Genomic DNA, 26,762 nt, shown 5'->3' with positions numbered 1-26,762 from the left:
GTTACCACTTTCGGGTTGGTCGGCATGACCTCGATCATTTGCTGAAGAGCAAGAGAAGGCCAATTCCGCTTACCGTCCCCTGTTTAGATCACTCGCGGGTACCTAGAATCCGTCCACATCTTGAGCTCAGCCCAAGCGTCAAGGAGGACGAATGGCGGGGCTTTCTACCCCTCATCAGTTGGATCACCCCACAACCCTGGCGGCCGCGGTCCTGACCGACGACAACCGGGTCCTGGTCGCGGTGATCGCCGTCGTGGCGCTGGCCGCGCTCGTGGTCGCCTGGATCCTGGTGCGCCAGGTACTCGCGGCCGGCGAGGGCACCGACAGCATGAAGAAGATCGCAGGGGCGGTCCAGGAAGGCGCGAACGCCTATCTGGCCCGGCAGCTGCGCACCCTCGGCGTGTTCGCCGTCGTGGTGTTCTTCCTGCTCCTGCTGCTGCCCGCGGACGACTGGAATCAACGCGCCGGCCGATCGATCTTCTTCTTGATCGGCGCGGCCTTCTCGGCGGCCACCGGCTATATCGGCATGTGGCTCGCCGTACGCAGCAATGTCCGCGTCGCCGCGGCCGCCCGGGAAGCCACCCCGGCGGAAGGTGAACCGGAAAAGGATCTCACCGCCGTCTCGCACAAAGCCATGAAGATCGCTTTCCGCACGGGCGGCGTGGTCGGCATGTTCACGGTGGGGCTCGGCCTGCTCGGCGCCTCCTGTGTGGTGCTGGTGTACGCGGCCGACGCGCCGAAGGTGCTCGAAGGATTCGGCCTGGGCGCCGCCCTGATCGCCATGTTCATGCGTGTCGGCGGCGGCATCTTCACCAAGGCCGCCGACGTCGGCGCCGACCTGGTCGGCAAGGTCGAACAGGGCATTCCGGAGGACGACCCGCGCAATGCCGCGACCATCGCCGACAACGTGGGCGACAACGTCGGCGACTGCGCCGGCATGGCGGCCGACCTCTTCGAGTCCTACGCGGTGACCCTGGTCGCCGCGCTGATCCTCGGAAAGGCGGCCTTCGGGGACGCGGGTCTCGCCTTCCCGCTCCTGGTACCGGCCATCGGTGTGCTCACCGCGATGATCGGCATCTTCGCGGTCGCCCCGCGCCGTAGCGACCGCAGCGGCATGAGCGCCATCAACCGCGGCTTCTTCATCTCCGCGGTGATCTCGCTCGTGCTGGTCGCGATCGCGGTCTTCGTGTACCTGCCGTCGAAGTACGCCGACCTCGACGGCATCTCCGACGCGGCCATCAGGGCCAAGGACGGCGATCCGCGGATCCTCGCGCTGGTCGCGGTCGCCATCGGCATCCTGCTGGCGGCCGTCATCCAGCAGCTGACCGGCTACTTCACCGAGACCAACCGGCGTCCGGTCATGGACATCGGCAAGTCCTCGCTGACCGGCCCGGCCACCGTGGTCCTCGCCGGCATCTCGATCGGCCTCGAATCGGCCGTCTACACCGCCCTGTTGATCGGCCTCGGCGTCTACGGGGCGTTCCTGCTCGGCGGTACGTCGATCATGCTGGCGCTGTTCGCGGTGGCGCTGGCCGGCACCGGCCTGCTCACCACGGTCGGTGTGATCGTCGCCATGGACACCTTCGGGCCGGTCTCCGACAACGCCCAGGGCATCGCCGAGATGTCCGGCGACGTCGAGGGCGCGGGCGCGCAGGTGCTCACCAACCTGGACGCCGTCGGCAACACCACCAAGGCGATCACCAAGGGCATCGCCATCGCCACCGCCGTCCTCGCGGCGTCGGCGCTCTTTGGGTCGTACCGGGACGCGATCACCACGAACGTGCAGGACGTGGGGGCGAAACTGACCGGTCCGGGCGCGCCGTTGACCCTGTCGATGGACATCTCGCAGCCCAACAACCTCGTCGGCCTCATCGCCGGCGCGGCGGTCGTCTTCCTCTTCTCCGGACTCGCCATCAACGCGGTGGCGAGGTCGGCGGGTTCGGTGGTCTACGAGGTGCGGCGGCAGTTCCGCGAGCACCCCGGGATCATGGACTACACGGAGACGCCCGAGTACGGCAAGGTCGTCGACATCTGCACCAAGGACGCCCTGCGCGAGCTGGCCACGCCGGGACTGCTCGCCGTGATGGCGCCCATCTTCATCGGGTTCACGCTCGGCGTCGGGGCCCTCGGCTCCTACCTCGCCGGCGCGATCGGCGCGGGCACCCTGATGGCCGTCTTCCTGGCCAACTCCGGCGGTGCCTGGGACAACGCCAAGAAGCTCGTGGAGGACGGCCACTACGGCGGCAAGGGCAGTGAGGCCCACGCCGCCACGGTGATCGGTGACACGGTCGGCGACCCCTTCAAAGACACCGCGGGACCCGCGATCAACCCGCTGCTCAAGGTCATGAACCTGGTCTCGCTGCTCATCGCACCAGCGGTGATCAAGTTCTCGTACGGCCATGACAAGAGCATCGGCGTCCGGATCGTGATCGCGGTCCTTGCGCTGATCGTGATCGTCGGCTCGGTGTACATCTCCAAGCGGCGCGGCATCACCGTCGGCGACGACGAGGACAGCGCGGGACGCGTGGCCAAGTCGGCCGATCCAGCGGTGGTTTCGTAAGCGGCCTTACGACGGCCGCCGGGGCTCTCGCGAGGGAGCCGGGCCAACGAGCGGGCGGATGGCGTGTGCTGACACGCCGTCCGCCCGTTTCGTGCGCCGGGGGCGCTCGCCGGTTCTCGTGCGCGGTCGTCGTACGTGGTCGTGCGCGGTCCCTGTGTGGTGGTGCGTGGTCGTGCACGTGGGGCGCGGTCGTGCGTGGTGGTGCGGTCCGGCTCCGGGTGTGCCCGGCGTCTCGTCGTGAGCCTTCTCTCTCGTGGTGCAAATACGACTAAAGCGTACTTAATGGATGCTCTCCATGAGGGTGCTGTCCGTGTGCCGTGTAGATTCCGGGGGCCGAGAGCCATTGAAGGGACCTATCCGGTGAACAAGAAGCTCGCGGCCGCACTGTCCGGCGGTGCGGTACTGGTAGTGGCGCTGTCCGGGTGCAGCAGCAACAAGGGCACCGACCCCAAGCTGATCGCCTGGGCCAAGACCGTGTGTGACGCGGTGCCGGCGCAGGACGCGAAGATCAAGGCGGCCAACGCGGCCATCGCGCAGACCGCCTCGGACACCACGAGTTCGCCCTCGACCATCCAGAAGACCGACTCCCGGGCCTTCCAGGACATGGCCGACGGCTACAAGGCGCTCGCCACGGCCATCGGCAGCGCCGGTGCGCCCCCTGGGATCGACGACGGCGCCAAGCGTCAGCAGGACGTCGTCAAGAACCTCAACAGCCTCTCCTCGTCCTACGCCGCCCTGAAGAAGAAGGTCGACGCGCTCGACACCAAGGACCAGGCGAAGTTCGCCTCCGGTCTGCACGACGTCGCCTCCCAGATGGCGGACCTGGAGACGCAGAACAAGAGCGGCACCGCGGCGCTGCAGGCCCTGGAGCAGGGCGAGGTCAAGGACGCGATCGCCGAGCAGGCCAGCTGCAAGCAGGTCTCGGAGACGGCGTCGGCTTCGGCGTCGGCCTCGTCGACCGCGAGCTGACGGCACGGGTCGACGGCAGTCGTGGCGCCACGACGACCCGTTCGGGGGGAGCCGCGGGGCGCCGGGAGCTGAGTGCTGCCGGGATTCGTGGGGTGCCTGCGGGGCGCTCGGTGCTTATGGGTTGACCGGTGCGCCGAGGCCGATGGGCGCCGACGGGGCGACGGTCGTCCGTAAGGCGGCGGTCGACGCGAGCTGAGGCGGTGGTCGGAAGGGGGCGCGGGCCACAATGGAGGGCGTGACTGACTCCGGCCTCGCCACCCTGCCCGCCTCCGACCGCCCCGACGTCGCCGCCCGGCTGCGCACCGCCCTGCTGGGCGCCTCCTTCACCGCCGACGGGCTCCTGGAACTGCTCGGCGCGCCCGCGTACGCGGCGCTGGCCCGCAGCGAGACGGTGCCCGCGCTCCGGGCCACCCGCGGGGACACACCGCTGGAGACCCTCGTCCGGCTGTTCCTGCTTCAGCAGCCCGTACCGCACGCGCGCGTGGCGGACATGCTGCCCGTGGACGACCTCCTGGAGAGCGGCTGGCTGACCCGCGCGGGCGGCGATGAGGTCGCGGCCACCGTGGACGTACGGCCGTACAGCGGGCCCGACGGCGAGGACTGGTTCATCGTCTCCGACCTCGGCTGCGCGGTCGGCGGTGCCGGCGGCATCGGGCAGCGCCACGAGGGTGTCGTCCTGGGTGTCGGCGGCGCGTCCACGACGCTGGCCGGCATCACCGTGCGTACGCCCGTCTCCGCCGCCCTCGACCTCGGCACCGGCTCCGGGATCCAGGCGCTGCACGCCGCCCAGCACGCCACGCGCGTGACGGCGACCGACCTCAACCCGCGCGCGCTGCACATCACGGCGCTCACGCTGGTGCTGTCCGGTGCCCCGGCGGCCGACCTGCGCGAGGGCTCGCTGTTCGAGCCGCTCAGGGACGAGGAGTTGTACGACCTCATCGTGTCCAACCCGCCGTTCGTGATCTCGCCGGGCGCCCGGCTGACGTACCGGGACGGCGGGATGAGCGGGGACGATCTGTGCCGCTCGCTCGTTCAACAGGCCGGGGAGCGGCTGGCCGAGGGCGGGTTCGCGCAGTTCCTCGCCAACTGGCAGCACGTCGCGGGGGAGGACTGGCAGGACAGGGTCAGGTCATGGGTGCCGCGCGGCTGCGACGCGTGGATCGTGCAGCGCGAGGTGCAGGACGTCAACCAGTACGCCGAGCTGTGGCTCCGGGACTCGGGCGACCACCGCGGGGACACGGCGGAGTACCAGGCGCGGTACGACGCGTGGCTCGACGAGTTCGAGGCGCGCAAGGTCAAGGGAGTGGGATTCGGCTGGATCACGCTGCGGAAGACGGCGGCCGCCGTGCCCTCGGTCATGGTGGAGGAGTGGCCGCATCCGATCGAACAGCCGCTCGGTGAGACGATCCGCGCGCACTTCGACCGCCTCGACTATCTCCGTGAGCACGACGACGCGGATCTGCTCGAAGGTCACTTCAGGCTCGCCGTCGAGGTGGTTCAGGAGCAGGTCGGGCTGCCCGGCGCCGAGGACCCGGAGCATGTGGTGCTGCGCCAGCACCGCGGGATGCGCCGCGCGACCAAGGTGGACACGGTGGGCGCCGGGTTCGCAGGGGTGTGCGACGGCTCGCTGAGCGCGGGCCGGATTCTCGACGCCATCGCTCAGCTGATGGGCGAGGACCCGGTGTTGCTGCGCGACCGGACGCCCGCGCAGATCCGGCTGCTGGTGGAGCAGGGGTTCCTGGAGCCGACGAGCTGACGAACGGGGAGGGCGGACCGGGAGGCCGCGCCCGCGGAGGGCGCGGGTTCCGCTGCGCGACGGGGCGTGCCCGGTCCGCCGACCGATCCGTGGGACACATCGAGCCGGTTGTCCCGCCTGGTCTGCCCGGCCGCCCCTGCCCGGCCGCCCCTGCCCGGCCGCCCCTGCTCGGCCGCGGCTGCTCTGCCCTGCTCCGCCCCGCCCCGTCCGCCCCGCCCCGGCAGGAACCCCGCCCCGTCCTCCGCCCCGCCCCCGCAGGGACGCCTCGCCCGGGACGTCCCGCCCGGGACGCGTCGGCCTCGGCAGGGCGCTGCCCGGGCGTTCCGGCCGTCCCCCGGACACGCCGGGAAAAGAAAAGGGCCGGAAAAATGTGGCGAGAATGTTCGCCTCGTAGCCATTCGGTCGCATGTTCGAGAATGGGAAGTCGTCCCGTTCACCTCGATTTCGCCCGCCGGCCTCCCGCCCGCCGTCCGTCCGTGTCAGTCTCCCGGCGCTGGGCAGTCGCGGACGGCAGGGAAGGGGCGCGCGGGTCATGGAGAACGGACCGGCGATCTTCGCGGGGGCGGTGTTCGCCCTGTTCGGAGGCGCACTGCTGGTGTGGACCGGCATCCGGGTCCGACGTGGTGAACCCGTCGCCCAGGGTGTGAGTCAGGTCGCATCGGTGGCCCTCGCGAGCCTCGCCGCGGTGATCGCGCTGGGCCTCGGTACGTACTGCCTGACCCGCCTCTGAGGACGTCGTTCCGGTAATCGGAGCATCACGCTCCGGACAGGGCCGAGAGGGCGGCCGGGGACTCCGGGCGGCAGGAATGGCGGTAGTCGGGTTACCGTTCGAGTGGCCGTTGTGAGCTTTTCCCGTTTGACACGGGGGCGGGATGTACCGTCACACTCCGCAGCGTCACCAAGTGAGCGGGCATCCGTGCCCGTGCCACGACCCCGGGAGCAAGGCCTGGGGAGGCCCCAGCGTCGACCGGAGAGAAGAGCGAAGTTGTCCCCGACCAGCGAGACCGCACAGGGCGGCCGCCGACTCGTCATCGTCGAGTCGCCTGCCAAGGCGAAGACGATCAAGGGCTATCTGGGCCCCGGATACGTCGTCGAAGCGAGCGTCGGGCACATCCGTGACCTTCCCAACGGCGCCGCGGAGGTGCCCGAGAAGTACACCGGCGAGGTCCGGCGCCTCGGCGTGGACGTCGAGCACGACTTCGAGCCGATCTATGTCGTCAACGCCGACAAGAGGGCGCAGGTCAAGAAGCTCAAGGACCTGCTGAAGGACTCCGACGAGCTCTTCCTCGCCACCGATGAGGACCGCGAGGGCGAGGCCATCGCCTGGCACCTCCTGGAGGTCCTCAAGCCCAAGGTCCCGGTCAAGCGGATGGTCTTCCACGAGATCACCAAGGACGCGATCCGCGAGGCCGTCGCCAACCCGCGCGATCTGAACCAGCGCATGGTCGACGCCCAGGAGACCCGCCGTATCCTCGACCGCCTCTACGGCTACGAGGTCTCGCCGGTCCTGTGGAAGAAGGTCATGCCGCGCCTGTCGGCCGGCCGTGTCCAGTCCGTCGCGACCCGGCTCGTGGTCGAGCGGGAACGCGACCGCATCGCGTTCCGTTCCGCCGACTACTGGGACCTGACGGGCACCTTCGCGACCGGCCGCGCCGGCGATCCGTCGGACCCGTCGTCGCTCGTCGCCCGCCTGCAGGCCGTCGACGGCAGGCGCGTCGCCCAGGGCCGTGACTTCGACTCGCTCGGGCAGCTCAAGAGCGCCAACATCCTCCACCTCGACGAGGCGAACGCCCGCGCCCTCGCCGCCGCCCTGGAGAACACCCGGTTCGCGGTCCGCTCGGTCGAGTCCAAGCCGTACCGCCGCTCGCCGTACGCCCCGTTCCGTACGACGACCCTCCAGCAGGAGGCCAGCCGCAAGCTCGGCTTCGGCGCCAAGGCCACCATGCAGGTCGCGCAGAAGCTGTACGAGAACGGCTTCATCACCTACATGCGTACGGACTCCACGACGCTGAGCGACACGGCCGTCGCCGCCGCCCGGGCCCAGGTCACGCAGTTGTACGGTGCCGACTACCTGCCCCCGTCCCCCCGCGTGTACGCCGGGAAGGTCAAGAACGCCCAGGAGGCGCACGAGGCGATCCGACCCTCGGGTGATCGTTTCCGCACCCCGGCGGAGACCGGCCTGACCGGCGACCAGTTCAAGCTCTACGAGCTGATCTGGAAGCGGACCGTCGCGTCCCAGATGAAGGACGCGACCGGCAACAGCGTCACCGTGAAGATCGCCGGCACCGCCGCCGACGGCCGGGACGTCGAGTTCAGCGCCTCCGGCAAGACGATCACCTTCCACGGCTTCCTCAAGGCCTACGTCGAGGGCGCCGACGACCCGAACGCCGAGCTGGACGACCGCGAGCGTCGGCTGCCCCAGGTCGGCGAGGGCGACGCGCTCTCCGCCGAGGAGATCACGGTCGACGGGCACTCCACCAAGCCCCCGGCCCGCTACACCGAGGCCTCGCTGGTCAAGGAGCTGGAAGAGCGCGAGATCGGCCGCCCGTCGACGTACGCGTCGATCATCGGCACGATCCTCGACCGCGGCTATGTCTTCAAGAAGGGCACGGCCCTCGTGCCGTCCTTCCTCTCCTTCGCCGTGGTCAACCTGCTGGAGAAGCACTTCGGCCGGCTGGTCGACTACGACTTCACCGCCAGGATGGAGGACGACCTCGACCGCATCGCCGCCGGCCAGGCCCAGGCGGTGCCGTGGCTGCGGCGCTTCTACTTCGGCGAAGGCGCGGCGACGGGCGGTGCGGCCGACGCCGGCAACGGCGACGGCGACCACCTCGGCGGCCTCAAGGAGCTGGTGACCGACCTGGGCGCGATCGACGCGCGCGAGGTGTCGTCGTTCCCGGTGGGCAACGACATCGTGCTGCGGGTCGGCCGTTACGGTCCCTACGTCGAGCGCGGCGAGAAGGACTCCGAGGGCCACCAGCGCGCGGACGTGCCGGAGGACCTGGCGCCCGACGAGCTCTCCGTCGAGCTCGCGGAGGAACTGCTCGCCAAGCCGAGCGGCGACTTCGAGCTGGGCGCGGACCCGGAGACGGGCCACCAGATCATCGCCCGTGACGGCCGTTACGGCCCGTACGTGACCGAGGTGCTCCCCGAGGGCACCCCGAAGACCGGCAAGAACGCGGTCAAGCCGCGCACGGCCTCGCTCTTCAAGACCATGTCCCTGGACACGGTCACCCTGGCGGACGCCCTCCAGCTGATGTCGCTGCCGCGTGTCGTCGGCGCCGACGCCGAGGGCCAGGAGATCACCGCTCAGAACGGGCGCTACGGGCCGTACCTGAAGAAGGGCACGGACTCGCGTTCGCTCACCTCCGAGGACCAGCTCTTCACGATCACCCTCGAAGAGGCGCTGGCGATCTACGCCCAGCCCAAGCAGCGGGGCCGGGCCGCCGCCAAGCCGCCGCTGAAGGAGCTGGGCACGGACCCGGTCAGCGAGAAGCCGGTCGTGGTGAAGGACGGCCGTTTTGGGCCGTACGTCACCGACGGGGAGACCAACGCGACCCTGCGCTCCGGCGACAGCGTCGAGGAGATCACCCCGGAGCGCGGCTTCGAACTGCTCGCCGAGAAGCGGGCCAAGGCGCCCGCCAAGAAGACGGCGAAGAAGGCGCCCGCGAAGAAGACGGCGGCCGCCAAGAAGGCCGCGCCCGCGAAGAAGGCGGCTGCCAAGAAGACCGCCGCCAAGACGACGACGGCCGCGAAGAAGACGGCGGCCAAGAAGGCGACGGCTTCCAAGGCGGCCGCGGAGGACTGAGCCACCCTCAGGTACTCATACCGGTTGTGCTGGTTCATATCGGCCAGGTCGGTCCATATCGGCCACACCGGTTCACACCGCCTTCGCAATGCGAACGCCCCGGCATCAACTTGGTGTCGGGGTGTGCGTACCTGTGGACGGTCGCGGCAGGCTGTCGGCGGCTGCCGATAGGCTGAAAGCATGACGCCAGCCGAGCAGCCAACGGCCCCCCAGACAGAACCGGACGACGCACTGGTAGCGGATTCCCGCGAACGCGCCGTCCGCTCGCTGCTGCGCCGACCCGAGCTGAGGCGGTTGTGGAGCGCCCAGCTAGTCAGCGGTGTGGGTGACACGCTGGCGCTTCTCGTGCTTGTCGTGCTCACGCTTCAAGCGGCGATCGCGCAGGGTTCGTTCGGCGGCGGCTACCGCGGTGTGGCGTTCGCGGTGGCGATCGTCTTCGCCGTGCGCATTCTGGCCACCCTGCTCTTCGGCGCGGTCCTGCTGGGCCCGCTGACCACGCTGACCGCTCAGGACGGCCCGCTGGACCGCCGCTGGACCATGGTCGGCGCCGACGGCCTGCGTGCCGCCCTGCTGATCATCGCGCCCCTGTGGATCGACTGGACACCGGAGAACGCCCCGGCGGTGCTGCTGGTCACGGCCTTCGTCACCGGAGTCGCCGAGCGCTTCTGGACGGTCTGCCGGGAGAGCGCGGCCCCCGCGCTGCTGCCCGCCCCGCCCCTGGAGGGCGCCACGGTACGACCGCTGCCGGACCACCAGGACGCACTGCGCCGCCTGGCGCTGCGGACGACCTTCCTGGCCGTCCCGCTCGCGGCCGCCGCACTCGTCGTCGCCTCCCTGGTCAACAACCTGCTGGGCACGGGCATCGAGTGGTTCGCCCAGCACCAGGCGGCCCTCGGGTCGTACCTGGCGGCGGGTCTGTTCGCCGCCTCCCTCTCGGTGCTGATCTACCTGGAGGTGCCCGGCACGCGCACCCCGCGCGCGCGGTCGCCGCTGGAGGGCCTGCGTCGACCCAAGGCCGGCGCAGGCGCCGACCGGGGCCGTACCGGCGCCATCCCGCTGCTGGTGACGGCCTGCGCCGCCGTCGCCGGTGCCATCTCCGCCGCGGTCGCCGTCTCCGTGCTGCACGCCAAGGACCTGGGCGGCGGCCCGGTGCTGTACGGCCTGCTGGTGCTCGCGCTGACCGGCGGGGTCGCCGTCGGCATCCGTACGGCGCCCGCGCTGCTGCCGACGCTCTCCCGCCGTCGGCTGCTGTCGCTGGCGATCGCCTTCACCGGTATCGCGCTGCTGGCCGGCGGCCTGGTCCCGGACGTCACCACCGTGCTGCTGATCGTCGCGCTGGCCGGCGTCGGCGCGGGCGTGGCCGCCAACACCGGGCACACCCTGCTCGACCAGGAGACCGAGGACTACCGCAAGGCCCGCACCACCGAGCATCTGCACGCGGTGGTCAGGGTCGCCATAGCGCTCGGCGCGGTGATCGCGCCCCTGGTGGCCGCGCTGATCGGGCCGCACCGGCTGGAGAACGGCAAGTTCGTGTTCGCGCACGGCGGCGCCGCGTTCACCCTGATGCTGGTCGGCGCGCTGCTGCTGCCGGTGGCCGCGCTGGTCCTCGCCAAGGTCGACGACCGCGCGGGTGTACCGCTCCGCCACGATCTGCGGGACGCGCTGCTCGGCGGCGACGACCCGGCGCAGGCGCCCACGACCAACGGTTTCTTCATCGCCCTGGAGGGCGGCGACGGCGCCGGGAAGTCCACCCAGGCCGAGGCTCTCGCCGAGTGGATCCGCGCCAAGGGGCACGAGGTCGTCCTCACCCGCGAGCCCGGCGCCACCCCGGTCGGCAAGCGGCTGCGCTCGATCCTGCTCGACGTCTCGTCCGCCGGTCTGTCGCACCGTGCGGAGGCGCTGCTGTACGCCGCCGACCGCGCGGAGCACGTCGACACCGTCGTCCGGCCCGCCCTGGACCGCGGTGCGGTCGTCATCTCCGACCGGTACATCGACTCCTCGGTCGCCTACCAGGGCGCCGGTCGCGACCTGTCCCCGACCGAGGTCGCCCGCATCAACCGCTGGGCGACCGCCGGACTGGTCCCGCATCTGACGGTCCTGCTGGACGTGGAGCCGGAGACCGCCCGCGAGCGGTTCACCGAGGCACCCGACCGGCTGGAGTCGGAGCCCGCCGAGTTCCACGCGCGCGTGCGGGCCGGTTTCCTGACCCTGGCCGCCTCCGACCCCGGCCGCTACCTGGTCGTCGACGCCGGCCAGGAGCCCGAGTCGGTGACCACCGTCATCAGGGCCCGGCTCGACACCGTGCTGCCGCTGTCCGAGGCCGAGATCAAGGCCGCCGAGGAGGCTCGCAAGGCCGCCGAGGAGGAGGCCCGCCGCAAGGCCGAGGAAGAGGCCGCGCGCAAGGCCGAGGAGGAGCGCCTGGAGCGGGAGCGCCAGGAGCAGCTCGCCAAGCTCCGCGCCGAGGAGGAGGAGCGCAAGCGCCGCGAGCTGGAGGAGGCGCAGCGCCGCGAGGCCGAACGGCAGGCGGAGGAGGCCCGGCTGCGTGCCGAGGAGGCCCGTCGCCGCGCCGAGGAGGAGCAGGCCCGGCTGCTCGCCGAGGAGAAGGCCCGCGCGGAGGCGGAGGCCCGTCGCCGCGCCGAGGAGGAGCGGCGCCGCCAGCAGGCCGAGGAGGAGGCCCGGCTGCACGCCGAGGCCGAGGAACGGCGCCTGGAGAAGCAGCGCAAGGCCGAGGAGGCCCTGCTCAAGGCCGAGCAGGCGCGGCGTGCCGCGGCGGAGGCGGCGGCCGCGGCCGACGTGGCCGCCCGGGAGTCGTCCGCGCCGCGGCCGACCGCGCCCGGGGTGACTCCGGAGGCGACGACCACGCCGACGCCGGTGGTGCGGCCGGACGACCAACCGCCGGCGGCGCCGAGGCGCGCGGTGGACGAGACGGCGGTGCTGCGCCCCGTGCGTGCGGACCGCGAACCCCCGGCCCGGGAGTCCGAGTCCGAGGTGACGGCGCAGCTGCCGCAGCCGCCGGCGGGGGCGTCCGACGAGACGGCGGTGCTGTCTCCGGTGGTGCCGGGGACCGCGGACGAGACGGCGGTACTGCCCGCTGTGGTGCCCGGCGCCGCGGACGAGACGGCCGTGCTGCCTTCGGTGCGCGCGACCGACGAGACCGCCGTACTGCCTCCGGTGCGCGACGACGCCACCGCTCCCGCCGACGCCCCGGCGGACCGGGTGCCGCCCGGCTTCTTCCGGGACGAGCGGTCGGGCGGGAACCCCGACGGCTCCGAGGGCCGTACGCGCGAGCTGCCGCAGGTCGGCGACGACGGTACGGCCCGGCGGCAGCGCCCCCGGCCCGACTGGGCCGAGGAGACCCCGCTGGACGACCTGCCGTCGCTGGCGGACGAGCTGCTGGGGTCGTACGAGGACGAGGAGTCCGACGACGAGCGGGGCCGCCGGGGTCGCGGGCGGCGCGGCTGACCCGGCCCCGGGGGCCGGAAAGCGCTCGTACGGGGGCGGTGCGGGTCGGGGTGCCGACCGGTGCCGCCCCCGTTGCCGTCGGTGCGGGACCTGCCGGTGCGGGACCCGTTGTCAGTGGGCGCCCGCACAATGGAGGGCGAGGCCACGGAACCGGTGGACTCCGGATCCGGAATCAGGGATCAGGACGCGTGACGCACGGAAGGGCGGCGTGACCCATGACCGTATGGGACGACCTCGTCGGGCAGGAGCGGGTGAGCGAGGTGCTCACCGCCGCCGCCCGGGACGCCGACGCCCAGGTCACCGCCGCCGCGGCCGACCAGCCGCTGCCGGAGACGTCGAAGATGACGCACGCCTGGCTGTTCACGGGCCCGCCCGGTGCCGGCCGGAACCAGACGGCGCGGGCCTTCGCCGCCGCCCTCCAGTGCGTGAGCCCCGACCGCGCCCTCGGCGGAGTCCCCGGCTGTGGCTTCTGCGACGGCTGTCACACCGCCCTGATCGGCACCCACGCGGATGTCACCTCGGTCGCCGCCGTCGGCGCGGAGATCCTGGTCAAGGACATGCGCGACACGGTCCGCAAGTCCTACACGTCCCCGGCTACCGGCCGCTGGCAGATCATCCTCGTCGAGGACGCCGAGCGGCTGAACGAGAAGTCGGCCAACGCCGTCCTCAAGGCCGTCGAGGAGCCCGCCCCCCGCACGGTCTGGCTGCTGTGCGCGCCGTCGATCGAGGACGTGCTGCCCACGATCCGCTCCCGCTGCCGCCACCTGAATCTCAGCACCCCCTCGGTGCAGGCGGTCGCCGACATGCTCGTACGGCGCGAGGGCATCGAGCCCGAGGCGGCCGAGGCGGCTGCCCGGGCCACCCAGGGGCATGTCGACCGGGCCCGCCGGCTGGCCACCGACCCGGCCGCCCGTGCGCGCCGTGCCGCCGTGCTGAAGCTGCCGCTGCGGCTGGACGAGATCGGCGCGTGTCTGAAGGCCGCCCAGGAGCTGGTGGACGCGGCGGCCGAGGACGCCAAGCAGCTCGCCGAGGAGATGGACGGCAAGGAGACCGAGGAGCTGAAGGCGGCGCTCGGCGCGGCCGAGGGCGGGCGGCTGCCGCGTGGCACGGCGGGTGTGATGAAGGACCTGGAGGACATGCAGAAGCGCCGTCGTACCCGAACCCAGCGGGACAGCCTCGACGTCGCCCTCACCGACCTCACCGGCTTCTACCGCGACGTTCTCGCCCTCCAGCTGGGTTCCAGGGTCGCGATCGCCAACGGGGACGCCGAGGACGCCCTGGACCGGCTGGCCCGGGCCGGCTCGCCCGAGTCCACGCTGCGCCGGATCGAGGCGATCGCCGCCTGCCGGGACGCACTCGACCGCAATGTGGCGCCGCTGCTCGCGGTGGAGGCGATGACGATGGCGCTCAGAGCGGGCTGAGCCGGGGAGGCGGCCGGTGGTCGACCGGGCAGCGGGGCAGACGGCCCGTGGTTGACCGGGGTCACCCGTACGAGCCACAGTCAACACGCACCGCACGGAGATCATCTCTCAGCGTTACGCTCGATTGATGCACACCAGGCGAACCCTCCGCCGTACCCGGACCCGGACTCGCACCAGCGCCCTGACCGCGGCTGCTCTGCTGTCGGCCGCCGCCCTGCTCGTCTCCGCGTGCTCCTCCCCGCAAAGCGCGTCGACATCGGCCTCGGCCGGCATCGCCCAGCTGGCCGCGCTGCCCCGCTCGACCCCGTCCGCGCTGGCGCCGTACTACGACCAGAAGCTCAGCTGGCGCAGCTGCGGCGTCCCCGGCTTCCAGTGCGCGACGATGAAGGCCCCGCTCGACTACGCCAAGCCCGGCGCGGGTGACGTGCGGCTGGCGGTCGCCCGGAAGAAGGCGACCGGCAAGGCCAAGCCGCTCGGTTCGCTGCTGGTCAACCCGGGCGGCCCGGGCGGCTCGGCGGTGGACTACCTCCAGCAGTACGCCGGCATCGGCTACCCCTCCGAGGTGCGGGCGCGCTACGACATGGTCGCGATGGACCCGCGCGGGGTCGCCCGCAGTGAGCCCGTCGAGTGCCTCGACGGACCGCAGATGGACACGTACACCGAGACCGACGTGACGCCCGACGACCGGAAGGAGACGGACGAACTGGTCGGGGAGTACAAGAAGTTCGCGGAGGCGTGCGGGACGCACTCGGCGGAGCTGCTGCGCCATGTCTCCACCGCCGACTCGGCGCGCGACATGGACATCCTGCGGGCGGTGCTCGGCGACCCGAAACTGAACTACGTGGGGGCGTCGTACGGCACGTTCCTCGGCGCAACCTACGCGGGGCTGTTCCCGGAGCGGGTCGGGCGGATGGTCCTGGACGGCGCGATGGACCCCTCCCTGTCCGCGCTCCAGATGAATCTGGAGCAGACGGCGGGGTTCGAGACGGCGTTCCAGTCGTTCGCGAAGGACTGCGCGAAGCGCACGGACTGCCCGCTGGGCGCGAAGGGCAGCTCGCCGACGCAGATCGCGGACAACCTCAGTACGTTCTTCCGGAAGCTCGACGCGCACCCGATCCCGACCGGCGACGCGGACGGCCGCAAACTCACCGAGTCCCTCGGCACGACCGGTGTGATCGCGGCGATGTACGACCAGGCGGAGTGGGAACAGCTACGCGAGGCGCTGCACGCGGCGATGAAGGAGAACGACGGCGCGGGCCTGCTCGCGCTCTCCGACAGCTACTACGAGCGTGAATCCGACGGCCGTTACTCGAACCTGATGTTCGCCAACGCCGCGGTGAACTGCCTGGACCTGCCGCCCGCCTTCACCGGCCCCGAGCAGGTCGAGAAGGCGCTGCCCGAGTTCGAGAAGGCGTCGCCGGTGTTCGGGGCCAACCTGGCGTGGGCCTCGCTGAACTGCGCGTACTGGCCGGTGAGGGCGACGGGGGAGCCGCACCGCATCGAGGCGAAGGGCGCCGCCCCGATCGTCGTGGTCGGCACCACCCGTGACCCGGCGACGCCGTACCCCTGGGCGCAGTCCCTGGCCCGCCAGCTCACCTCGGCCCGGCTCCTCACCTACGTCGGCGACGGCCACACCGCCTACGGCCGGGGCAGCACCTGCATCGACTCGGCGATCGACGCCTACCTCCTCAAGGGCACCCCGCCGGCGAACGGAAAGCGCTGCTCATAGCCCTGCGCACGCCCTGGGAGCCATGCTGCCGGGGCGTGTCCCGAGCACCCCCGGAAACTGTGTAGACTTACCGACGTCGCCGATCGCACCATAGTGCGGGCGACGCGCCGCCTTAGCTCAGATGGCCAGAGCAACGCACTCGTAATGCGTAGGTCTCGGGTTCGAATCCCGAAGGCGGCTCCACTCATGACCAGGTCAGATACCCATCTGACCTGGTCTTTTTTCGTCATCCCCTGATGGTTGGTCAGCTTTTGGGGCGGCCGCCCGGGTGAGGGAGCGCAGCGGGTGCGCATGGGAACTCGATGGTCCAGGTATGTGACCTGGGCTTTTTGCGGTGAGTCATGATGTCGCCACCGAGGTCTTGTGGCGGGCGAGAAGGGCAGCGGGCAACGCGCGTCACGGCGCCGGGACGGGCGCTGTGCTGTGGCTGCACGGGGGGGGGGGTGGGGCCCGGACGCGGTAAGCCGCACTGACCGTCGGCTCGGACACCGTCGTGGTTTGCCCCGGCAGGCGCTGCGGGGCCGGCCGCCGACGGGATCGGGGTGCGGTGCGAGGGTGCGCCGAGGGTGGCACTGTCAGCGACAGTCCCCGCAGGAGTGCCGTCAAGAGGGATCTGGCTGGGCGGCGGCGGGCGGCAGAGGCTGGGACGGATGACTACCGCTGATACCGCCACGACCACCGAGGCCGCGACGTCGACCAGTGTCCGCATGGCAGGCCGTCAGGTCGTTCTGACCGTCTCCTCGCTCGTCGGCGGCCTCGCCGACTCTCCGACGATGCTGCTGGTCGTAACCGACGCAGATGTCTTCGCATGGTCCGTCCCCGTTCATGTCCTGCTCGTTCATGCCCTGTCGTTCGTGCCCTGCGATGACGTGCCGTCAGGCCCGCGCCGGCATGGCGTCATGCGCGGTGCCGACATGGCGTCATGTGCGGGGATGCCGTGCCTTGCGTGACATCGTCACGTCCCCTTCCCGGCGGGGAGCGCGGATCCCCTTGTTCCGGTAGGCGAATCGGATGAAGGGGAGGGCTTTCGGGCGGGGGAACTTATGGTCGGTGGAAATAGTCGATCAAATCATTGTCAAAGCCGACACAAAGTGGGCCCATGCCCGGAGCTTTGGGGTATCTGGGGCAACATCCTGGTGAACGGTGAGTGTCCCTCGGTCAGGCGCGGGCACCGCCGTCGGCCGGACGGGGTGAGTGCATGGCGCAGCCGAGGCTCGCGGTAGCCGTGGTGACCATGGGGAACCGGCCCGACGAAGTCGACGCCCTGCTCAGGTCCGTCGCCAAGCAGGACCTCACCCCCGACCGCATCGTGGTCGTCGGCAACGGCTGCCGGCTTCCCGAGTTCGCCCGCCGCCTCGACCTGCCCGGCGAGGTCACCACCGTCGAGCTCGAGGACAACCTCGGCTGCCCCGGCGGCCGCAACATCGCCCTCGCCCGGCTGCGCGCGTACGGCGACGTGGACGTCGTCGTCGAACTGGACGACGACGGGGTGCTCGTCGACGTCGAGGTGTTCCGGCAGGTCCGGGATCTGTTCGCCGCCGATCCCCGCCTCGGCATCGTCGGCTTCCGCATCGCGGACGAACAGGGCGAGACCCAGCAGCGGCACGTGCCCCGTGTCGGCAACGCCGACCCGATGCGCGGCGGTTACGTCACCGGGTTCCTCGGCGGCGGGCACGCCCTGCACATGGGCATGCTCTCGGAGACCGGCGACTGGCCCGCCGAGTTCTTCTTCGCGCACGAGGAGACGGACCTGGCCTGGCGGGCCGCCGACGCCGGCTGGAAGATCCTCTACGCGCCCGAGCTGCTCCTTCAGCACCCCCGGACCTCGCCGGCCCGGCACGCCGTCTACTTCCGGGTGACCGCCCGCAACCGGGTCTGGCTGACCCGCCGTCGGCTGCCCCTGCCGCTGATCCCGGTGCACCTGGCCGTGTGGACGCTGATCACCCTCCTGCGGACCCGTTCGACCGGCGGGCTGCGGGCCTGGTTCGGGGGCTTCGTGGAGGGGATGCGCGAACCTGCCGGTGAGCGCCGGCCGATGCGCTGGCGCACGGTCTGGCGGCTCACCCGGCTGGGTCGCCCGCCCGTCATCTGAGCCCGGCGACCGTGCCGGAAACGCGACGAGGGTCCCGGTCGTTCACCTCCGCCGACCGGGACCCTCTCGCGTCCCCGGATCCAGGCCTGCGGCGACACTCCCCCGAGCTGCGCGTTGTACACGCGCGCCGTCGGGCCTGATCCGATGCGAAGATCACATCAGGGCTCGCCAACGGATCGCTAACATATGGCCAGCGGTTCTCCCGGAGGCCGCCTTCCGGTTGGCGTGAAGGCGTCGTACGACTCCGGGAACAGGCCGGAAACCCTGCGGATTTCCGGCCCCGACGGCACGGAGAAGGTGGCGGGAACTCGTCCTCGACGGGATCGAATTCCGCCAGGAGCCAGGTACCGGCGGGCATCCCCGCCGTGCAGCGCGGTCGGCCACGACCGTACGGGAAGGCGATGGGCGGAGTGATGCGGCGGTACGAGCTGCGGTTCGGACTGCTGGGAGCTCCGGTGCTCTATCTCCCCGGCGGCGACGTCCGGCCCATCGGCAGCCCGAAGGTGCGCGCACTGCTCGCCGCGCTGCTCCTGGAGGCCGGGCGGATCGTCTCCGTCGACTCGGTCAAGGACGCGCTGTGGGGCGGGGCGCCCCCGGTGTCCGCGCAGGCCTCGCTGCACAACCACGTCACCCGGCTGCGCCGGCTCCTCGACGACCCGGAACGGCTGCGCGCGGTACCGCCCGGGTATCTGCTGCGTGTCGACGACGGTGAGCTGGACGTCGAGGTGTTCGACGCGCGGGTGGCACAGGCGCGCGCGGCGCACGGGCGCCGGGAGTGGGCGCCGGTGCTCAGCGCGTGCGCCGAGGCGCTCGCGCTCTGGCGCGGCAGCCCGCTCTGCGGCCTCCCCGCCGACTTCGGCGGCTACGCCTTCGTGCAGCGCCTGGAGGAGGCCCGGCTGCTCCTGCTGGAGTGGCGTTACGACGCGGAACTCGCCCTCGGCGGGCCGCGGCTGGGCGGTGTCGTGCCGGAGTTGGCGGCGCTGGTCGCGGAGTACCCGTTCCGTGAGGCCTACCACCGCCAGCTGATGCTCGCCCTCCACCGCACCGGCCGCCAGGCCGAGGCCCTCGCCGTCCACCGCGACCTGCGTCACCGCCTGATCGAGGAACTCGGCGTCGAGCCGGGAGCAGCGGTACGCGAGGCCCATGTGCAGGTGCTGCGGGGCAGCGGCGGGGCGGGGGAGACCGGCGGCGGGTCATACGAGGGCGCGCGGGGCAAAGGTGTGGCCGACGGGGGTGTGCGGCGTAGCGGCGGGGTCGACGGGGGTGTGCGGGGCAACGGTGGGGCCGACGAGGGCATGCCGGGCAACGGTGGGGCCGACGAGGGTGCGCGGGGCAACGGTGTGGCCGACAGGGGTGGGCTGGACGCGCGGGTGTCGGACGCGGGCATGCCACGCGAGGGGGTGTCACGCGAAGGGGTGCCGCGCGAGGGGGTGCGTGAAGGTGGTGGGGCGGGTGCGGGGGCGTCCTGGCTGGTCGCGCAGGTCCCCGCGCCCCTGACGGGCGCGTCGGCGGACCGTCGGCCGGCAGACGAGGGCGCTGACGCCGGGGCGGTGTGCGAACCGGATGCGGAGCGGCCCGCCGGTCCCGGTTCTACGCGCGGCGACTCCCCGGCGCCCCGGCCCGCCCAACTTCCCCCGTCCCCGGCCTACTTCACCGGACGCGCCGCCGTCCGTGACGAGCTGGGCGGTGCCCTCGCCGCCGCGGCCGGCCCGGCCGTCGCCGTCGTCAGCGGTATGGCCGGTGTCGGCAAGAGCGCGCTCGCGCTGCATGTCGCCCACCACCTGCGGGACCGTTTCCCTGACGGCCAGCTCTACGTCAACCTGCACGGCGCCACCCCGGGCGTGCCCCCGCTGGCCCCCGCCCAAGCGCTCGCCGCGCTGTTGCGGGACCTCGGCGCCGACCCCCGGCACATCCCCGAACACCCGGACGCGGCAGCCGCGTTGCTGCGCTCCCTGCTCGCGCCGACCCGCACCCTGCTGCTGTTCGACGACGCCGCGAACGCCGCGCAGGTGCGGCCGCTGCTCCCCGGCGGCCCCGGCTGCGCGGTGATCGTCACCAGCCGTTCGCCGCTCACCGCGCTCGACGGCGCCCGCCGGTTTCCGCTCGGGCCGCTGACCGGCGAGGACAGCGCCGCCCTGCTGCGCACGGTCAGCGGGCGGGCGGAGATCGACGCCGGTCACCCGCTCGTCGGTCTCACCGGCCGGCTGCCGCTCGCCCTGCGGGTGGTCGCCGCCCGGCTGGCCGCGCGCCGCGCGCTCACCCCCGAGGTGCTGGCCGGTCAGCTCGCCGCCACCGAGGGCAGGTTGCAGCACCTCGAGTACGACGACCTGAGCGTCCGGCGCTCCCTCGCTGTCGCCCATGACGCCCTCGCCGCCTCCGACCGGGCACCCGACCGCGACGCCGCCCTCGCCCTGCGCCATATCGGCGCCCTCGACCTGCCCACCTACGGCGCCCTGCTGATCGCCCGCCTCACCGGCCTCGACGCACGCCGCGCCGAGGCCGCCCTGGACCGGCTGGTCGAGGTGGCCCTCCTGGAGGAGACCGCCTACGGCCGCTACACCCCGCACGACCTGGTACGGGACTTCGCACGGGAGTTGGCCGAGGGGACCGACCGCACCGAGGCCGTGCTCACCGCCCTGCGCTGGTTCGCCGCCGTCGCCGAACTCGCCCTGGTCGCCATCCTCGAACCCGGCCTCGAACAGGGCGACCGCCGCCGGCCCACCGCCGCCCAGCCCGCCGAACACCAGCCGTACACGGCCGCCTTGGCCCCTTTCGAGTGCGCCGAGCACGCCTTCGCCTGGGGCGATGTGGAGCTGGAGAACATCGTCGCCCTGGTGGAGCGGTACGCCGATACGGCCGACCCGCGCATCAGCGCCTACCTCTCCACGCTGGTCCGGCTGCTCTTCCCCTATGTCCTGCGCGGCGGGCGGGTCGCCGAGATGGAGGTGCTCGGCACGGCCGGGCTGGCCGCCGCCCGGCGCCTGGACGACGAGCCCGCCGAGGCCTACGCCCTGGGCGACCTCGCCGGGCTGCACTTCCTGACCGGCCGCCAGCGGGAGGCCCTCGCCCTGACCGACCGGGCCCTCGTCATCTGGCGGCGGCTGGACGTGGCGTCCTGGATCCGGCGCTGCCTGAACAACCGGGGGCTGCTCCTGGAGGGGCTCGGACGGTACGACGAGTCGGGCGAGGCGCTGCGGCAGAGCCTGGAGTACTCCCGGCAGCTCAACGACCCCTACGGCGAGGCCGTCACCCACAGCCACCTCGGCAACCTCTACGAGCACACCGACCCCCGCGCCGCCATCGAGCAGCACCGGCGCTCGCTGGCGATCGGGGACGCGATCGGCGCCGTCATCGTGCAGCACTCGGCGCACTGCAACATCGGCTACGCCCATCTCGCCCTGGGCGAACCGGCTGCCGCCGCCCCGCACTTCGAGGAGAGTCTGCGCATCCTCGGCCACCACGGCGACTGGCACGGCGAGTCCCAGACCCGGCTCGGTCTGGTCCGTGCCCTGCGCGGCCTCGGCCACACCGACCGCGCCCACCACGAGTGCGTCGAACTCCTGCGCCGCGCCGACTCCCGCGCCGACCGCTACAGCGGCGGTCTGGCCCGCCACCAGCTCGGTCTCCTCCTGCGCGAGCAGGGGCGCACGAGCGAGGCGTACGACGTCTGGCGCGCCGCCCTGGCCGCCCTGGACGGCACCGACGAGCCCGCCGTCCTCGTGGAGCTGCGCGAGCTGCTGTCGGCCGCCGACTGATCACTTCGCGTCGGCATAGCACTCCACCACCGCGGTCGTGAACGGGAAGCGGACCGGCGTCTCCCCGAACGTCAGCCGTCCCGCCAGGTCGGCCGCCTCCCGGATCGCCGCCACGACCGCTGCGGTCTCCTCCTCGGGACAGTGCACGATCACCTCGTCGTGCTGGAAGAAGACCAGCTCGGCCGCCAGGTCCGCGCAGGTCCGGCGTAGCGCCGCGAGCATCAGCAGAGCCCAGTCGGCGGCGCTGCCCTGAACGACGAAGTTGCGCGCGAAACGGCCTCTGGCACGGGAGTTGGTGGACGCGTAGCCCGGCACCCAGCCCTCGGCCGTGGGCTCCTCCGCTACCTGCTGGGGCAGGCCCGCCTCCTCCGCGCCGTCGCCCGCACCGGCCGCCGGTGGACAGGTCCGGCCCAGCCAGGTCCGCACCAGCCGGCCCTCCTCGCCGGCCCGCGCCGCGTCGTCGACATAGGCCACCGCCTTGGGGAAACGGCGTCTGAGCGCGGCCAGGTTCTTCAGGCCGTCCCCGGAGGTCTGGCCGTAGACCGCGCCCAGGACGGCGAGCTTGGCCTGTCCGCGGTCGCCGGAGAAGGCGCGGTCGGAGACGGACTGGTAGAGGTCGGACTCCCGCCCGGCGACCTCCATCAGCCCGGGGTCCCGGGAGATCGCCGCGAGCACGCGCGGCTCCATCTGGTCGGCGTCGGCGACGACCAGCCGCCAGCCGGGGTCGGCGACCGCGGCCCGCCGGATCACCTTGGGGATCTGCAGCGCGCCCCCGCCGTTGGTCACCCAGCGCCCGGTGACCGTGCCGCCCGCCTGGAACTCGGGCCGGAACCGGCCGTCGCGCACCCAGTCCTGGAGCCAGGTCCAGCCGTGCGCCACCCAGATGCGGTACAGCTTCTTGTATTCGAGGAGCGGTTTCACCGCCGGGTGGTCGATCTCGGAGAGCTCCCAGCGGCGGGTGGACTTCACCTTGATCCCGGCCTGGGCGAAGGCCTTGATCACATCGGCGGGCAGATCCGGGCGGACCCGCCTGCCGAACGCGGCCGACACCTCGTCCGCCAGCTCGGCCAGCCGACGGGGTTCGCCGCCGCCCGCGTACCGCTCGCCGAGCAGTTCGCGCAGCATCTCGCGGTGGACCTCGGCGCTCCAGGGCAGACCCGCGCGGTTCATCTCGGCGGCGACCAGCATGCCCGCCGACTCCGCGGCCGTCAGCAGCCGCATCCGGTCCGGGTGCTCGGTCCGGTCGTGCCGGCGCTGCTGCTCCGCGTAGACCGCGAGCAGTTCGTCGAGCGTCAGGCGGGCGGCGCCCTGCGGCTCGAACAGCGGGGACTGCGCGCCCGGTTCGGCCGAGCGCTGTGGTGGATCGGGTGGTACGGGGCCGCCGCGGAGGCGGGCCAGGGCGGCGGCGGCCGAGTGCGGCTCACCGGACCGTCCCTCGTGGCCCAGCAGGAGTGTCTCGGCGTCCTCGATGTCGTAGCACCGCTCTACTCGCACCCCCGTGGCGAGCAGACGCGGGTAGACCTCGGCGGTCGACCGCCACACCCAGCGCGTGACCTCCGGGCGGCCCCTGACCGCCCCGGCGAGATCGGACTCCCGCCGCACCGGCCCGGCGGGCAGCCCGTCCGGGCCGAGGGGGGCGACATCCACGCCACCGTCCTCGGCCGGAGCGAGAGCCCACCGGTCGGTCATGCTGCGAGTGTGGCACCTGGCACTGACAACGGTCCTGACCTGGGAATTCAGCGTCTCGACGGTCTTTTCAGCCCGCCTCGCCCTCCTTCGGCCCGCCCGCCGCCTCCGCCGCCTCCGCCGCCGCGTTCTTCTGTTCCAGCAGCAGTCCCAGCACCTTGTACATGTACTCCTCGGTCGCGGGCTTGGTGATGCCCAGTTCGCTGAGGACGCCGTCGCCGTTCTCGTGTTCCAGCAGGGCCAGCAGCAGGTGTTCGGTGCCGATGTAGTTGTGGCCGAGGCGCAGGGCCTCGCGGAAGGTGAGTTCGAGGGCCTTCTTGGCCTCCGGGCCGTAGGGAACGAGGTCCGGGACGTTCTCGGCGGCCGGGGGGAGCGCGGCCGTCGCGGTCTGGCGCACGGTGTCCAGCAGGACGCCCTGCGCGACGATCGCCTTCGCCGCGATCCCGTCCGGCTCGGACAGGAGGCCGAGGACCAGGTGCTCGGGTCGGCCCTCGGGGTTGCGTGCCGCGATCGCCTCGTTGTGGGCGGCCATGACCACGTTCTTCGCCCGCGGGGTGTAGCGGCTGAAGCCCTGGCTGGGGTCGAGGTCGGCCGACTCCTTGGGCACGAAGCGCTTCTGGGCCGCCTGCCGGGTCACGCCCATGCTCTTGCCGATCTCGGTCCAGGACGCGCCCGAGCGCCGGGCCTGGTCGACGAAGTGGCCGATCAGATGGTCGGCCACGTCGCCCAGGTGGTCGGCGGCGATCACCGCGTCCTGGAGCTGGTCGAGGGGTTCGGGGTGAACCGTCTTGATCGCCGCGATGAGGTCGTCGAGGCGTACGGATGACGTGATGTTCGGGTTGGTCGCCATATGTCAACCGTAGGTTGACACTCTAAGGGTGTCAACCATCGGTTGACATTCTGGTTCTCTCGTGACGGCCGGGCGCCGGACAGTTGTCCACAGGGTGTGGACGGCCGCCGACCGCTGTCCGTGGCGCGTGGCACGATCGACGTGTGACCAGCAGTGAACCCAGCACCGTCGACCGAGCCTTCCAGACCGCCCTGTACGACGGCACCGACTCCGGCCTCGACACGGGCGCGTCCCTCCTCGCGGCCGATTCCGGCGCGGACGCGGAACTCGCGCGCCGGGGACGGGAGTTCGTCGCCGCGGCCTGGCGGCGCGGCTGGCAGCCCGCCGACGTCGTACGCCTGGTGCGGCGCGAGCTGGACGACCCGCATGTCCGGCTCGCCGCCGGGCTGATCCGGGCGCAGGCGCCGGACGACCGGCCGCGCGGACCCCGTTGGCAGGCACAGCTGGACGCGCTGCCGGACGGCCACGCGCGCGTGGGTGACCGTTTCTCGCACGCCACCGCCGTCCTGGAGCTGTACCGGCTGCTGCTGCGGCTGCCCTCCCTGGAGCCCCTAGACGAGTCCGGCCCCCGCGCGGACGCGCACCGGCCGGAGTCCCGCATGCTCACCCGGATCCGCGCGCTGCTCGCCAAGGCCGAGGCGACCGGCTATCCCGAGGAGGCGGAGGCGCTCAGCGCCAAGGCGCAGGAGCTGATGGCCCGGCACAGCGTCGACGAGGCGCTGCTCGCCGCGGGGGCGCCCGCGCCGGATGCGCCCGGGGCCTGCCGGATCGGGGTCGAGCCGCCGTACGAGCAGGCCAAGGCGGTGCTGCTGGACGCGGTCGCCACGGCCAACCACTGCCGGGCGGTGTGGAACGAGCCGCTGGCGTTCTCCACGGTCGTCGGTTTCGAGGCGGACCTGGAGGCGGTCGAGCTGCTCTACACCTCGCTGCTGGTGCAGGCCACGCACGCGATGACGAAGGCGGAGGCGGCGCAGCGGGCGGGCGGCCGGAAGCGCACGAAGACCTTCCGTCAGTCCTTCCTGGCGGCGTACGCCCACCGGGTCGGCGATCGGCTGGCGGCCGTCGCGCGGGCGGCCGTCACCGGGTCCGAGGCGCCCCAGGACCTGCTTCCGGTCCTGGCCACCAGGGAGATGGCCGTGACCGACCGCATGGAGCGGATGTTCCCGGAGACCACCACGACCCGCCTGCGCGGGGTGACCGACGAGGCAGGCTGGACGGAGGGTACGAGAGCCGCGGACCGGGCCCAGGTCCACTCACGCTCCCCACTGCCCTAGGCCGACGTGGCCCGGGTCGATGTACGGCCCGGGCCGACGTGCGACCCGGGTCGACGTGCGACCCGGCCCGGCCAGCTCAGCCCGGCCGCCCCGGAAATCAGTCCCCCGCCTGCTGGAACGCCCCCACCGTCGCGTTCGGCTTGTCCGCGGAACCCTTGCCCGCCACCGGCCCGTACTTCCACGGGAAGCTCTGCGTCGCGTCGCTCCCCGGCAGGGACACCGTCATCGACGTGGCCGCGAGGCCCGCCTTGTCGCCGTCCTCGGCGCGCACATAGCTGATCGAGAACGTCGCGGAGTCGCCCTTGGCCAGCTTGAGCTTGTCGGCCTTCGCGCCCGACACGGCGGACACCGTCGCCGAGGTGCCACCCGCCTTGAGCTTGACGCCGGGAAAGCCGTCCAGCGTGCAGGGTGCGCTCTGGTTCGTGAGGCTCACCGGCACCTCGCCGGTGTCGCCCGCGGCCGGCGCGACGCTTGCGGAGCCGACCTGGACGGAGACCTTGCCCACCTCGCAGGCCGAGCTGTTCTTGCCGCTGGTGCCGGCGTTGCCGTCGTCGCAGGCGGTCAGGGCGAGGGCGGCGGCGAGGGCCGTGACGGTGAGCGGAATGGCGCGCATGAGCAGATCCCCATCGAGGTCGTGGCGGTGTCCCAGCATCATCACGCCCCGGCCCGGGTCCCGCGCGCCCGCCCCTGCCTCTGACCGCTTCGCGGCGCACTCCGGCCGATCGCCGCCGACCGGTGAAAGTACGCCTCAGCCGCCGAACGCGCGCCTATTGCCCCTATTTCTCCTACTGTCCGAGGCCTGCCGTCGGCAGACCCGACGGCAACTTGCCGCCCTCCGCCTTGGTGTAGGTCTCCTCGCCGGTTTTTCCGGACCAGGTGACCTTCATGCCGCTCTTGCTGACCGAGTCGACCATTCCGGTGACCCGGTCCTTGCTGCCGCCCGTGCAGGTGAGGTGGATCATCCGCATCCCGGCCTCCTCGCCGGCGGTTCCGCTGCACACGGACCCGCCGGTCTCGAAGAGCCCGGCGCTCTTGCCGGTGACCACAAGGGCGACGATCTTGCCACCGCTCGTGGTGATCCAGCTGCCCTGCAGCGCGTCGGACGAGGCCGCGGTGCCGCCCGATCCCGACGTGGCGGTCGCGGCCGCGGACGACGCGCCGGGCGAGGTGGCCGAGGAGTCGCCGCCGGAGCCGCCGGAGTCGCCGCCGCTGCACGCGGCCAGCGCGAGCGCGCCCACCAGCCCCGCCGCGGCGGCGGCCACGATCCGCACGGTGGGTCGCGCGCCCGGCCGTCCGGTCGACGCGCCCCGCGCCACGGCCGCAGCCGTCCCTGCGTCCGCCGAAGCCGAAGCCGAAGCCGAAGCCGAAGTCGAAGCTGTCCCCGTGCGTGCCGAAGTCGA

General features: G+C 72.3%; 16 protein-coding genes and 1 tRNA gene. 13 read left to right on the top strand and 4 right to left on the bottom strand.

Translation table 11 applies throughout. The features are described from left to right. Positions 1-151: 151 nt before the first annotated feature. The 12 genes from ABZ642_RS36205 to ABZ642_RS36150 all read left to right on the top strand — a co-directional run bounded on the left by ABZ642_RS36205 (position 152) and on the right by ABZ642_RS36150 (position 21,552). Complete coding sequence (locus ABZ642_RS36205; protein ID WP_360492339.1) at positions 152-2,560, top strand: sodium-translocating pyrophosphatase; 2,409 nt, start codon at positions 152-154, stop codon at positions 2,558-2,560. A gap of 360 nt (positions 2,561-2,920) precedes the next feature. Continuing rightward, positions 2,921-3,529: a small secreted protein gene (locus ABZ642_RS36200; RefSeq protein ID WP_360492336.1), complete on the top strand. Its 609-nt coding sequence runs from the start codon at positions 2,921-2,923 to the stop codon at positions 3,527-3,529. Between the two features lie 226 nt (positions 3,530-3,755). Beyond that, the gene (locus tag ABZ642_RS36195) at positions 3,756-5,285 is read left to right on the top strand and encodes a class I SAM-dependent methyltransferase (protein ID WP_360492334.1); all 1,530 of its coding nucleotides are present in this window, start codon (positions 3,756-3,758) and stop codon (positions 5,283-5,285) included. A gap of 532 nt (positions 5,286-5,817) precedes the next feature. Continuing rightward, entirely contained in the window at positions 5,818-6,015 is a 198-nt protein-coding gene (locus tag ABZ642_RS36190) for a hypothetical protein (protein WP_360492331.1), read from the top strand. Between the two features lie 255 nt (positions 6,016-6,270). Then, a complete protein-coding gene (gene topA, locus ABZ642_RS36185; protein ID WP_360492328.1) occupies positions 6,271-9,093 on the top strand; it encodes a type I DNA topoisomerase in 2,823 nt (940 codons plus the stop codon). Positions 9,094-9,273: 180 nt separating this feature from the next. Beyond that, positions 9,274-12,555 carry a dTMP kinase gene (gene tmk, locus ABZ642_RS36180; RefSeq protein WP_360492325.1) on the top strand — a complete coding sequence of 1,094 codons (3,282 nt, stop codon included), beginning with the start codon at positions 9,274-9,276 and terminating at the stop codon, positions 12,553-12,555. Between the two features lie 215 nt (positions 12,556-12,770). Then, positions 12,771-13,976, top strand: coding sequence for a DNA polymerase III subunit delta' (locus ABZ642_RS36175; RefSeq protein ID WP_360492322.1), 1,206 nt, complete (start codon positions 12,771-12,773; stop codon positions 13,974-13,976). Positions 13,977-14,103: 127 nt separating this feature from the next. Then, positions 14,104-15,705 carry an alpha/beta hydrolase gene (locus tag ABZ642_RS36170; protein WP_360492319.1) on the top strand — a complete coding sequence of 534 codons (1,602 nt, stop codon included), beginning with the start codon at positions 14,104-14,106 and terminating at the stop codon, positions 15,703-15,705. Between the two features lie 106 nt (positions 15,706-15,811). Next, positions 15,812-15,888: transfer RNA gene (locus ABZ642_RS36165), tRNA-Thr, on the top strand. Positions 15,889-16,355: 467 nt separating this feature from the next. Next, a complete protein-coding gene (locus tag ABZ642_RS36160; RefSeq protein WP_360492316.1) occupies positions 16,356-16,655 on the top strand; it encodes a hypothetical protein in 300 nt (99 codons plus the stop codon). A 248-nt stretch (positions 16,656-16,903) separates the two neighbouring features. Continuing rightward, positions 16,904-17,797, top strand: coding sequence for a glycosyltransferase (locus tag ABZ642_RS36155; RefSeq protein ID WP_360492313.1), 894 nt, complete (start codon positions 16,904-16,906; stop codon positions 17,795-17,797). A gap of 401 nt (positions 17,798-18,198) precedes the next feature. Beyond that, positions 18,199-21,552 (top strand): BTAD domain-containing putative transcriptional regulator, encoded by a 3,354-nt coding sequence (locus ABZ642_RS36150; RefSeq protein WP_360492309.1) that lies wholly within the window; start codon positions 18,199-18,201, stop codon positions 21,550-21,552. Here the strand turns inward: ABZ642_RS36150 and ABZ642_RS36145 are convergent, their stop codons facing one another. Then, positions 21,553-23,241 (bottom strand): bifunctional 3'-5' exonuclease/DNA polymerase, encoded by a 1,689-nt coding sequence (locus ABZ642_RS36145; protein ID WP_360492306.1) that lies wholly within the window; start codon positions 23,239-23,241, stop codon positions 21,553-21,555. 67 nt (positions 23,242-23,308) lie between these two features. Beyond that, on the bottom strand, positions 23,309-24,088 hold the full coding sequence (locus tag ABZ642_RS36140) for a Clp protease N-terminal domain-containing protein (RefSeq protein ID WP_360492303.1): 780 nt from the start codon (positions 24,086-24,088) through the stop codon (positions 23,309-23,311). Between the two features lie 143 nt (positions 24,089-24,231). Between ABZ642_RS36140 and ABZ642_RS36135 the strand changes: the two genes are divergently transcribed. Beyond that, positions 24,232-25,362, top strand: a complete 1,131-nt coding sequence (locus ABZ642_RS36135; RefSeq protein WP_360492300.1) for a DUF2786 domain-containing protein — start codon at positions 24,232-24,234, stop codon at positions 25,360-25,362. Between the two features lie 97 nt (positions 25,363-25,459). On the opposite strand, the gene ABZ642_RS36130 is transcribed toward ABZ642_RS36135, so the two are convergent. Then, positions 25,460-25,975: a DUF4232 domain-containing protein gene (locus tag ABZ642_RS36130; protein WP_360492297.1), complete on the bottom strand. Its 516-nt coding sequence runs from the start codon at positions 25,973-25,975 to the stop codon at positions 25,460-25,462. Positions 25,976-26,147: 172 nt separating this feature from the next. Further along, positions 26,148-26,624 carry a hypothetical protein gene (locus tag ABZ642_RS36125; RefSeq protein ID WP_360492294.1) on the bottom strand — a complete coding sequence of 159 codons (477 nt, stop codon included), beginning with the start codon at positions 26,622-26,624 and terminating at the stop codon, positions 26,148-26,150. Positions 26,625-26,762 lie beyond the last annotated feature (138 nt).

Origin of the sequence: Streptomyces sp. NPDC007157, from assembly GCF_040634235.1 — a bacterium.
Taxonomy (GTDB): domain Bacteria; phylum Actinomycetota; class Actinomycetes; order Streptomycetales; family Streptomycetaceae; genus Streptomyces.
Note: the sequence above shows the minus strand (reverse complement) of the source record. Positions and strands in the feature narration are given on the sequence as shown.

Coding starts and splice junctions, on each gene's coding strand:
- ABZ642_RS36170 (WP_360492319.1), top strand. CDS start 14,104: ATGCACACCAGGCGAACCCTCCGCCGTACCCGGACCCGGACTCGCACC.
- ABZ642_RS36140 (WP_360492303.1), bottom strand. CDS start 24,088: ATGGCGACCAACCCGAACATCACGTCATCCGTACGCCTCGACGACCTC.
- ABZ642_RS36160 (WP_360492316.1), top strand. CDS start 16,356: ATGACTACCGCTGATACCGCCACGACCACCGAGGCCGCGACGTCGACC.
- ABZ642_RS36150 (WP_360492309.1), top strand. CDS start 18,199: ATGGGCGGAGTGATGCGGCGGTACGAGCTGCGGTTCGGACTGCTGGGA.
- ABZ642_RS36130 (WP_360492297.1), bottom strand. CDS start 25,975: ATGCGCGCCATTCCGCTCACCGTCACGGCCCTCGCCGCCGCCCTCGCC.
- ABZ642_RS36195 (WP_360492334.1), top strand. CDS start 3,756: ATGGAGGGCGTGACTGACTCCGGCCTCGCCACCCTGCCCGCCTCCGAC.
- ABZ642_RS36145 (WP_360492306.1), bottom strand. CDS start 23,241: ATGACCGACCGGTGGGCTCTCGCTCCGGCCGAGGACGGTGGCGTGGAT.
- ABZ642_RS36155 (WP_360492313.1), top strand. CDS start 16,904: ATGGCGCAGCCGAGGCTCGCGGTAGCCGTGGTGACCATGGGGAACCGG.
- ABZ642_RS36205 (WP_360492339.1), top strand. CDS start 152: ATGGCGGGGCTTTCTACCCCTCATCAGTTGGATCACCCCACAACCCTG.
- tmk (WP_360492325.1), top strand. CDS start 9,274: ATGACGCCAGCCGAGCAGCCAACGGCCCCCCAGACAGAACCGGACGAC.
- ABZ642_RS36190 (WP_360492331.1), top strand. CDS start 5,818: ATGGAGAACGGACCGGCGATCTTCGCGGGGGCGGTGTTCGCCCTGTTC.
- ABZ642_RS36175 (WP_360492322.1), top strand. CDS start 12,771: ATGACCGTATGGGACGACCTCGTCGGGCAGGAGCGGGTGAGCGAGGTG.